At 68.1% G+C, this 8,342-nt stretch carries 7 protein-coding genes; 1 reads left to right on the top strand and 6 read right to left on the bottom strand.

The window, feature by feature from the left end; genetic code table 11:
- Positions 1-418 precede the first annotated feature (418 nt).
- The 3 genes from IC535_RS17760 to IC535_RS17750 form a co-directional block, all read right to left on the bottom strand.
- Positions 419-928, bottom strand: coding sequence for a DUF2007 domain-containing protein (locus tag IC535_RS17760; RefSeq protein WP_228887586.1), 510 nt, complete (start codon positions 926-928; stop codon positions 419-421).
- A gap of 1 nt (position 929) precedes the next feature.
- Positions 930-1,838 (bottom strand): acyl-CoA thioesterase II, encoded by a 909-nt coding sequence (gene tesB, locus IC535_RS17755; RefSeq protein WP_228887587.1) that lies wholly within the window; start codon positions 1,836-1,838, stop codon positions 930-932.
- A 274-nt stretch (positions 1,839-2,112) separates the two neighbouring features.
- Positions 2,113-2,892 (bottom strand): enoyl-CoA hydratase/isomerase family protein, encoded by a 780-nt coding sequence (locus IC535_RS17750; protein ID WP_228887588.1) that lies wholly within the window; start codon positions 2,890-2,892, stop codon positions 2,113-2,115.
- A 34-nt stretch (positions 2,893-2,926) separates the two neighbouring features.
- Between IC535_RS17750 and IC535_RS17745 the strand changes: the two genes are divergently transcribed.
- Positions 2,927-3,370 (top strand): copper chaperone PCu(A)C, encoded by a 444-nt coding sequence (locus IC535_RS17745; protein WP_228887607.1) that lies wholly within the window; start codon positions 2,927-2,929, stop codon positions 3,368-3,370.
- Positions 3,371-3,984: 614 nt separating this feature from the next.
- Here IC535_RS17745 and IC535_RS17740 read toward each other — a convergent pair.
- The 3 genes from IC535_RS17740 to uvrA all read right to left on the bottom strand — a co-directional run bounded on the left by IC535_RS17740 (position 3,985) and on the right by uvrA (position 8,240).
- On the bottom strand, positions 3,985-4,710 hold the full coding sequence (locus IC535_RS17740; protein WP_228887589.1) for an enolase: 726 nt from the start codon (positions 4,708-4,710) through the stop codon (positions 3,985-3,987).
- 99 nt (positions 4,711-4,809) lie between these two features.
- Positions 4,810-5,217, bottom strand: a complete 408-nt coding sequence (locus IC535_RS17735) for an acyl-CoA thioesterase (RefSeq protein ID WP_228887590.1) — start codon at positions 5,215-5,217, stop codon at positions 4,810-4,812.
- Positions 5,214-8,240, bottom strand: a complete 3,027-nt coding sequence (uvrA, locus tag IC535_RS17730; protein WP_228887591.1) for an excinuclease ABC subunit UvrA — start codon at positions 8,238-8,240, stop codon at positions 5,214-5,216. The genes IC535_RS17735 and uvrA overlap by 4 nt, the downstream gene beginning before the upstream one ends.
- Positions 8,241-8,342: the final 102 nt, after the last annotated feature.

Here is an 8,342-nt window from a genome sequence, read left to right as displayed (position 1 = left end):
TGGGAACCGACCCTACCAGCGGCCCCCGGGCAATGCTCGGTAGGGTCGCTCCCCGGACGACTGCACGTGGTGCTTCCGGGCCGGTGGTGGGCATGACCCTGGCCGGGGAGGTGCGTCTTGCTTCGGTAGGGGCACGCGTTCGTCGTGCCGATGGGCGGTATCGGCAGTCGTTTGGGAACCGACCCTACCAGCGGCCCCCGGGCAATGCTCGGTAGGGTCGCTCCCCGGACGACTGCACGTGGTGCTTCCCGGCCGGTGGCGGGCATGACCCTGGCCGGGGAGGGGCGTCTTGCTTCGGTAGGGGGCACGCGTCCGTCGTGCCGATGGGCGGTATCGGCAGTCGTTTGGGAACCGACCCTACCAGGGCGGTCCACGCCCATGCGCCCGGCCCCTGCGGCATGCCGTTCGCTGCGCGACGTTACGGCTTCTGTGCCGGCTGGATGCGTACCCGGACTTCTTCCTGTTCCGGCGGCGTTGCCTGCGCCGGGGCGGAGGTGGTGGCCGGTTGTACTGCCGGGGCCGGGGCCACGGTCGGGGCACTGCGGTGACGCAGCACCACCACCATCGCCACCGCGGCGATCACCAGCAGCAGGCCGATGCGGATCCGCCAGGCCCAGTTGCGGCGCGGGGCGATCTCGTCGGCCTGCTCGCGGAAGGCGAATTCGGCGGTGGGGTGATCGCGCCGGGTGGTTTCCAGCAGGCGCGCGTCGCGCAGGATTTCGCGTGCGCGCGGCTGGTCATTGGCGTGCACTACCCACAGGGTGGGATGGGTGGTGGCCTTGCTGGTATCCAGGTAGCTGAACTGGCTGCCGCGCTTGCTGTGGTAGGAGCGGCCGTTGGTGATGCGCACCTCGATGCCGGCATCGCGCAGCAGCTCGGCCACGCCTTCCACGGTTTCCACGCGCTGGCTGTTGAAGATCTGTCTCATCTCAGTCCTTGGCCGGCACGGCGGCCGCGGCGGCACTGTCGGGAACCACGCGGATCAGGCCTTCCTGCGCGGTGCTGGCCACCAGCACGCCCTGCCGGGTGAAGAACTGGCCGCGGGCCAGGCCGCGCGCGTCCTGCGCGCTGGGGCTGTCCAGCGAGTACAGCAGCCAGTCGTCGGCGCGGAACGGGCGGTGGAACCAGATGGCGTGGTCGAGCGAGGCCATCTGCACGTGCGGCTGGTAGTAGCTGATGCCGTGCGGGAAGGTGGCGGTGCCGAGCAGATGGAAGTCCGAGGCATAGGCCAGCAAGGCCTGGTGCAGCTCGGGCGCGTCGCCGACGCGTTCATTCAGGCGCAGCCAGACCTGATGGTAGGGCGGGCGCTTGGGTGGGTTGAGTTCGTCGCGCGGGTAGACGTGGCGGAACTCGAACGGGCCGCCGCGCGAGAGCCAGCGTTGCACCTTGATCGGCAGCCGCTCCAGCACTTCCGGCGGCACCGGGCGGTTGGGCTCGATGTCTTCCGGCTGCGGCACCTCGGGCATCTTGTGCTGGTGCTCGGCCCCGCTTTCGGCCTGCTGGAACGAGGCCGCGCAGAAGAAAATCACCTTGCCGTGCTGGATCGCGGTGACCCGGCGCACCGAGAAGCTGCCGCCATCGCGGGTGCGGTCCACGTCGTAGACGATCGGGTGGTCGATATTGCCGGCGCGCAGGAAATAGGCATGCAGCGAGTGCACGTGGCGGCCGTTCTCGACCGTCTTCTGGGCGGCGGACAGGGCCTGGCCCAGCACCTGCCCACCGAACACGTACTTGGTGCCGATATCACGGCTCTGGCCGCGGAACAGGTTGTCTTCCAGGCGCTCGAGCGTGAGCAGGTCGATCAGCTCGGAGACGACGGGTTCGTGCGTGTCGGACAAGGGAGGCAACCGGCAGGGGGGCGGACCGGAATTATAAGGTAGTGCCGGCCGCTGGCCGCATGACGGCAACGCATTCGCGCTGCCGCCCCCACGGTTCGCTCTGCAAACCGCGGGCCCCCTCTCATTGCCCTCCAAACCCCCGCCGCTTCGCGGCCGCCCCCTGACTCAGGGGGCTCATTCCAGCCATGTGCGCGCAACCATGCAGTGCCGGACCGGGAGGTGCCTGGTTGCCGGCCAGCGGCCGGCACTACCGGGCGTTGGCGTTTGCCGGGCTTCAGGCCTTGCCGAGTCTGGCCGCCAGCTGCTGCAGTGCCTGCTGGGCGTCCGGGGCATACCAGGCATCGACGAAGCGGTCGAGCTGGATCAGGTCGGCGTGCAGGGCCTCGTGCAGGTCGGCGCGGGCGACCGCGCGGGTCAGCAGCATCGGCTGGCGCGGCAGGGTGAGCAGGCGCTGCAGCCAGGCGATCGCCTGCGGCACCACCTGGGCGGCGTCGGCCAGTTCGTCGACCAGGCCGATCCCCAGGGCGCGCTCGGCCGGCACCATCTCCCCGCCCACCAGCAGCTGGGTGGCGCGGTGGTGGCCCACCACGCGACGCATCAGCCGCTGGATGCCTTCCGGCGCGACCAGCCCCACCTGCACCTCGTTCAGGCCGATCACGGTCGGCTGGGCCGGGTCCGGGCTGCGCGCCAGGATCCGGTAATCGCAGCACAGCGCCAGCACGCAGCCGCCGGCCGGGGCGTGCCCGGTCAGCGCAGCCACCACCGGCACCCGGCACTCGGCCAGGGTGCGCACCGCGCCGAAGAACGCCTGCCAGCTGTCCAGCAGCTTGTGCTTGTCCTCGCCATGGCCGAGCAGGTGCGGCACGTCCATGCCGGCGCTGAAGATGCGCGCGCTGCCCGACAGCACGATGCCGTGCATGTCATCGGTCATGGCCTGGTTGATCGCGTGGATCAGATGACGGCACAGCTCGGTATCCAGCGCATTGACCGGCGGGCGCGCCAGCCGCAGTTCGCGGATGGGGCCATGGTTGATCACCTCGATAAGCGTCGTCATGCTGCGATCTCGTTGCGGACGGGAAACTGAGGCGATGATAGCCAAACCATTCGTGTGCGTATTGTTGGGGCTGTGTGCGCTTGCAACATCGGCCGCTGCGGCCGAGCCGGCTTGCGTGACCCTGCGTGCCGGCTGGATACGGCTGCCGCCGGGGGCCATGCCGATGGCGGCCGGCTACGGGCAGATCCGCAATGACTGCCGCAGCGCGGTGGTGGTGGTCGGCGCCGGCAGCAAAGCGTTCGGCGATGTGTCGTTGCACGAAACGACGCTGGTCGGCGGGGTCAGCCGGATGCGCGCGGTGGAGCGGTTGCCGATTGCGGCGGGCGCCGCGGTCGAGCTCAAACCGGGTGGCCTGCACCTGATGCTGATGCAGCCGGAGGTGGCCGTGAAGGCAGGCGCCGCGCTGCCGCTGCGGCTCAGCCTGGAAGACGGGCGCAAGGTGGATGGGGTGTTGCAGGTGCGCAAGGTGGCGCCCTGAATTCGCGTGCCGACCAACGGTCGGCACCTGCCGGGGTTCCCTACCGGTAGGCAACGACCGTTGGTCGTTGCGAACGCAGCCGGGCAATGGCCCGGCACGGTAGGGTCGCTCCCCGGACGACTGCACGTGGTGCTTCCCGGCCGGTGGTGAGCATGACCTTCGCCGGAGAGGTGTGTCTGCTTCGGTGCGGGTCATGCGTTCGTCGCGGCGATGGGTGGTATCGGCAGTCGTTTGGGAACCGACCCTACCAGGGATGCGGCGATGGAGCGTCTGGTAGGGTCGCTCCGCGGACGACTGCACGTGGTGTTTGCCGGCCGGTGGTGGCATGACCTCGGCCGGAGAGGTGCGTCTGCTTCGGTGCGGGTCATGCGTTCGTCGCACCGATGGGCGGTATCGGCAGTCGTTTGGGAACCGACCCTGCCAGGGATGCGGCGATGGTGCGTCTGGTAGGGCCGCTCCGCGGACGACTGCACGTGGTGTTTCCCGGCCGATGGTGGGCATGACCTCGGCCGGCGAGGTGCGTCTGCTTCGGTGCGGGTCATGCGTTCGTCGTGCCGATGGGCGGTATCGGCAGTCGTTTTGGAACCGACCCTACTGGGGACCGTGCTGCGCGGTCAGGTCCAGTCGTAGGAGAACAGCACGGTGCGGCTGTCCGGCTCGTACAGCATCACGATGGCATCGGCGCCGGCGGCGCACCAGTTGTAACCGGCTACTTCGGCGACCGCGAAGAACGGCTTGCCGTCGCGGGTGATGCGCACGTTCTCGGCATCCTCAGGCCGGTCGCGGTCGTACATCGAAGGATCCAGCGAGATCTCGAACGCCGGCGGAATCTCTGCGGTTTCGGTCCAGTTGCCACCGGAAATCTGCCCGCCCAGGGTATCCAGATAGGCCTGCTCGCCCGGTTCGCCATCGCCATAACGCGAGTAGCTGGCCAGGCGGCCGTGGGCCTGGAAGTAGGCGTGTGCCTTGGCGTAACTTTCGCGCATTTCCGCGATGTGCTCCACCGCATCGGTGTCGTCCACCTGGTCGCCGATAAAGTAACCGGCGTTGCCGAGGAAACGCATGCGATTGTCGCCGGTCAGCTCGAACGCGATCCAGTTGCTGCCGGTGAACGCGTTGTGGTGTTCGGTGGTTTCATCACCGATGCAGCCCTCATAGGGCTCGATCGGGCACAGCATCGTGGCCACGGTGCCGGCCAGTTCGGGACGCAGTACACCCAGGTCGATACTGAGCAGCGGCAGCAGGTGCGCGGCCAGCCAAGGCTGGTCATCGACGAATACGTCGGTGGGGAAGGGCAGCATGCCCGGCAGCAGGGTGCGGACATCGGTCTGGTGAAACATGTCATTCCTTTGCACGTAAACGGTAGTGCCGGCCGCTGGCCGGCAACCTCATGACGCTCGATTGCAAACGGGGTGGCCGGCCGTAGACCGGCATCCCCCTCAGCTCGACGCGCTGCGGATCGCTTCGGGCAGCGGTGCGCTCTTGCCGGTCTGGGTGTCCATCCATACCACCACCACGTTGCCATCCGAATACAGCGTGCTGTCGTTCTTCTCGTCCACGATGCGGTGGCCGATGGTCACGCTGCTGTTGCCCAGGCGTTCGACGAACAGCTCCACCACGATGTCGTTGGGCCATACGATCGGCAGGCGGTAGTTGACGTTGGTGGCGGCCACCACCGGCGCGATGCGGTCGGTCATCGACACGCCCTCCACCCCCAGCATCCAGCGCACGCGCGCTTCTTCCAGGTAGGAAATGTACTTGGCGTTGTTGACGTGGCCCATGCTGTCCATGTCGCGCCAGCGCACGCTGATCGGCACGCGGGCGAGGATCTTGTGCTCGTTGCTCATGCGGTCTTCTTCTTGCTCTTGGCGGGGGCTTGGGTCGCGGCGGTCTTGCGCGCGGCCTTCTTCGGCTCCGGCTTGGCCTTGCGCGGCGGCCGGGCGTCGGGCTTGTTGGCCACGGCCGCCGGTTGTTCCGGGCGCGCGGCGGTGGACGGCAGCATCTTGGCCAGGAACTGGCCGGTGTACGACCTCGGGCAGGCCGCCACGTCTTCGGGCGTACCGGTGACCAGGATGGTGCCGCCGCGGTGGCCGCCTTCCGGGCCGAGGTCGACGATCCAGTCGGCGGTCTTGATCACGTCCAGGTTGTGCTCGATCACCACCACCGTGTTGCCTTCGTCGCGCAGCTTGTGCAGCACGCCGAGCAGCGCCTCGATATCGTGGAAGTGCAGGCCGGTGGTCGGCTCATCCAGGATGTACAGGGTGCGCCCGGTATCGCGCCGCGACAGTTCCTTGGACAGCTTCACCCGCTGCGCCTCGCCGCCGGACAGCGTGGTCGCGCTCTGGCCCAGCTTGATGTAGCTCAGGCCCACGTCGACCAGCGTTTCCAGCTTGCGCGCAATGGAGGGCACCGGCTCGAACAGCTTCAGCGCATCTTCGACGGTCATCTGCAGCACGTCATTGATGTTGTAGCCCTTGTACAGGATCTCCAGCGTCTCGCGGTTGTAGCGCTTGCCGTGGCAGACGTCGCAGGGTACGTACACGTCCGGCAGGAAGTGCATTTCCACCTTGATCAGGCCATCGCCCTGGCAGGCTTCGCAGCGGCCGCCGCGCACGTTGAAGCTGAAGCGGCCCGGCGAATAGCCGCGCGCGCGCGCTTCGGGCACCTGGGCGTACAGCTCGCGCAGCGGCGTGAACAGACCGGTGTAGGTAGCCGGATTGGAGCGCGGGGTGCGGCCGATCGGCGACTGGTCGATGTCCACCACCTTGTCGAACAGGTCCAGCCCCTGCACTTCCTTGTACGGTGCGACCGGGTGCGAGGAGCCGTTGATCTCGTTGGCGGCCAGCGAGAACAGGGTGTCGTTGATCAGGGTCGACTTGCCCGAGCCGGACACGCCGGTGATGCAGGTCAGCAGGCCCGAGGGAATGTCCAGGTCCACGCCCTTGAGGTTGTTGCCGCTGGCACCGCGCAGGTGCAGGGTCATCTTCGGGTTGGGCTTGTGCCGGCGGGCCGGGATCTCGATGGCGCGCTTGCCCGACAGGTACTGGCCGGTCAGCGAACGCGGCGCGTCCAGGATGTCCTGCAGGGTGCCCTGGCCGACGATTTCGCCGCCGTGCACGCCCGCGCCCGGGCCGATGTCCAGCACGTAGTCGGCCAGCCGGATGGCGTCTTCGTCGTGCTCGACCACGATCACCGTATTGCCCAGGTCGCGCAGGCGGGTGAGGGTGCCGAGCAGGCGCTCGTTGTCGCGCTGGTGCAGGCCGATCGAGGGTTCATCGAGCACGTACATCACCCCGACCAGGCCGGCGCCGATCTGGCTGGCCAGGCGGATGCGCTGGGCCTCGCCACCGGACAGGGTGTCGGCCTTGCGCTCCAGGGTGAGGTAGTCCAGGCCCACATCGACCAGGAAGCCCAGCCGCTCGCCGATCTCCTTGACGATCTTGCCGGCGATCTCGCCGCGCCAGCCGGGCAGGCTCATGCTGCTGAAGAACTTCAGCGCTTCATCGATCGGCAGCACCACCAGTTCGGGCAGGGCGCGGTCGGCCACGAACACGTTGCGCGCGGCCTTGTTCAGGCGCTGGCCGTGGCACTGCGGGCAGTCGCGTTCGCTGATGTACTTGGCCAGTTCCTCGCGCACCGCCGAGGATTCGGTCTCCTTGTAGCGGCGCTCCAGGTTGGGAATGATGCCCTCGAAGCGGTGCTTGCGCTGGGTGCGGCCGCCGGCCTCGGTGAAGTAGGTGAAGGTGATGGTCTCTTCGCCGCTGCCGTACAGCACGGCTTGGCGCACGTCCTCGGGCAGGCTCTGCCACGGCGCGTCGGTGTCGAACTTGTAGTGCTTGGCCAGCGAGGCGATCAGCTGGAAGTAGTAGGCGTTGCGCCGGTCCCAGCCGCGCACCGCGCCGGCCGACAGCGACAGCTCCGGGTGCACCACCACCCGCGAGGGGTCGAAGAACTCGGCCATGCCCAGGCCGTCGCAGCCCGGGCAGGCGCCGACCGGCGAGTTGAACGAGAACAGGCGCGGTTCCAGCTCGGGCAGCGAGTAGTCGCAGACCGGGCAGCTGTACTTGGACGAGAACAGGTGGGCCGGCGCGTCCTCCACGGCCGCTCCCGGCATCCTGCCTCCCGCGGCACTTGCGCTGTCCTGCGCGGCGTCCAGCGACTGCACCGAGACCATGCCGTCGCCCAGCTTCAGCGCGGTTTCAAAGCTCTCGGCCAGGCGCTGCTTGATGTCCTCGCGCGGACGGAAACGGTCGATCACCGCCTCGATGGTGTGCTTCTGGCGCAGCGCCAGTGGCGGCACCGCGTCGATTTCATGCAGCTGGCCGTCCACGCGCACGCGCACATAGCCCTGCGCGCGCAGCTGGTCGAAGACCTGGGCGTGCTCGCCCTTGCGCTCGCGGATCACCGGGGCCAGCAGCATGTAGCGCTGCTCCGGATCCAGGGCCAGCACGTGGTCGACCATCTGGCTGACCGTCTGCGCTTCCAGCGGGTAGCCGTGGTCGGGGCAGCGCGGGCTGCCGACGCGGGCATACAGCAGGCGCAGGTAGTCGTAGATCTCGGTGATGGTGCCCACGGTCGAGCGCGGGTTGTGCGAGGTCGATTTCTGCTCGATCGAGATCGCCGGGGACAGGCCCTCGATATGGTCCAGGTCCGGCTTTTCCATCACGCTCAGGAACTGCCGGGCGTAGGCCGACAGCGATTCCACGTAGCGGCGCTGGCCTTCGGCGTAGATGGTGTCGAACGCCAGCGAAGACTTGCCCGAGCCGGACAGGCCGGTGATCACGATCAGCTTGTCGCGGGGCAGGTCGAGATCGATGTTCTTGAGGTTGTGCGTCCGCGCGCCGCGGATGCGGATGAAATCCATCGCCATGGGGGATCCGTTGTAAGGCTTTGGCCCGGAGGGCCGGCAAGCGGGTGGGGCAAGCGGAGACGGCAATCGGTCAGCCTACCGAGCTTGGGATTTGGGGGCAAT

Source organism: Stenotrophomonas rhizophila (assembly GCF_020857975.1).
GTDB lineage: Bacteria > Pseudomonadota > Gammaproteobacteria > Xanthomonadales > Xanthomonadaceae > Stenotrophomonas > Stenotrophomonas rhizophila_C.
Note: the sequence above shows the minus strand (reverse complement) of the source record. Positions and strands in the feature narration are given on the sequence as shown.

Excerpts from the sequence above, each read along its gene's own strand:
- IC535_RS17750 (WP_228887588.1), bottom strand. The coding sequence starts at position 2,892 with ATGACGACGCTTATCGAGGTGATCAACCATGGCCCCATCCGCGAACTG.
- IC535_RS17740 (WP_228887589.1), bottom strand. The coding sequence starts at position 4,710 with ATGTTTCACCAGACCGATGTCCGCACCCTGCTGCCGGGCATGCTGCCC.
- uvrA (WP_228887591.1), bottom strand. The coding sequence starts at position 8,240 with ATGGCGATGGATTTCATCCGCATCCGCGGCGCGCGGACGCACAACCTC.
- IC535_RS17745 (WP_228887607.1), top strand. The coding sequence starts at position 2,927 with ATGATAGCCAAACCATTCGTGTGCGTATTGTTGGGGCTGTGTGCGCTT.
- IC535_RS17735 (WP_228887590.1), bottom strand. The coding sequence starts at position 5,217 with ATGAGCAACGAGCACAAGATCCTCGCCCGCGTGCCGATCAGCGTGCGC.
- IC535_RS17760 (WP_228887586.1), bottom strand. The coding sequence starts at position 928 with ATGAGACAGATCTTCAACAGCCAGCGCGTGGAAACCGTGGAAGGCGTG.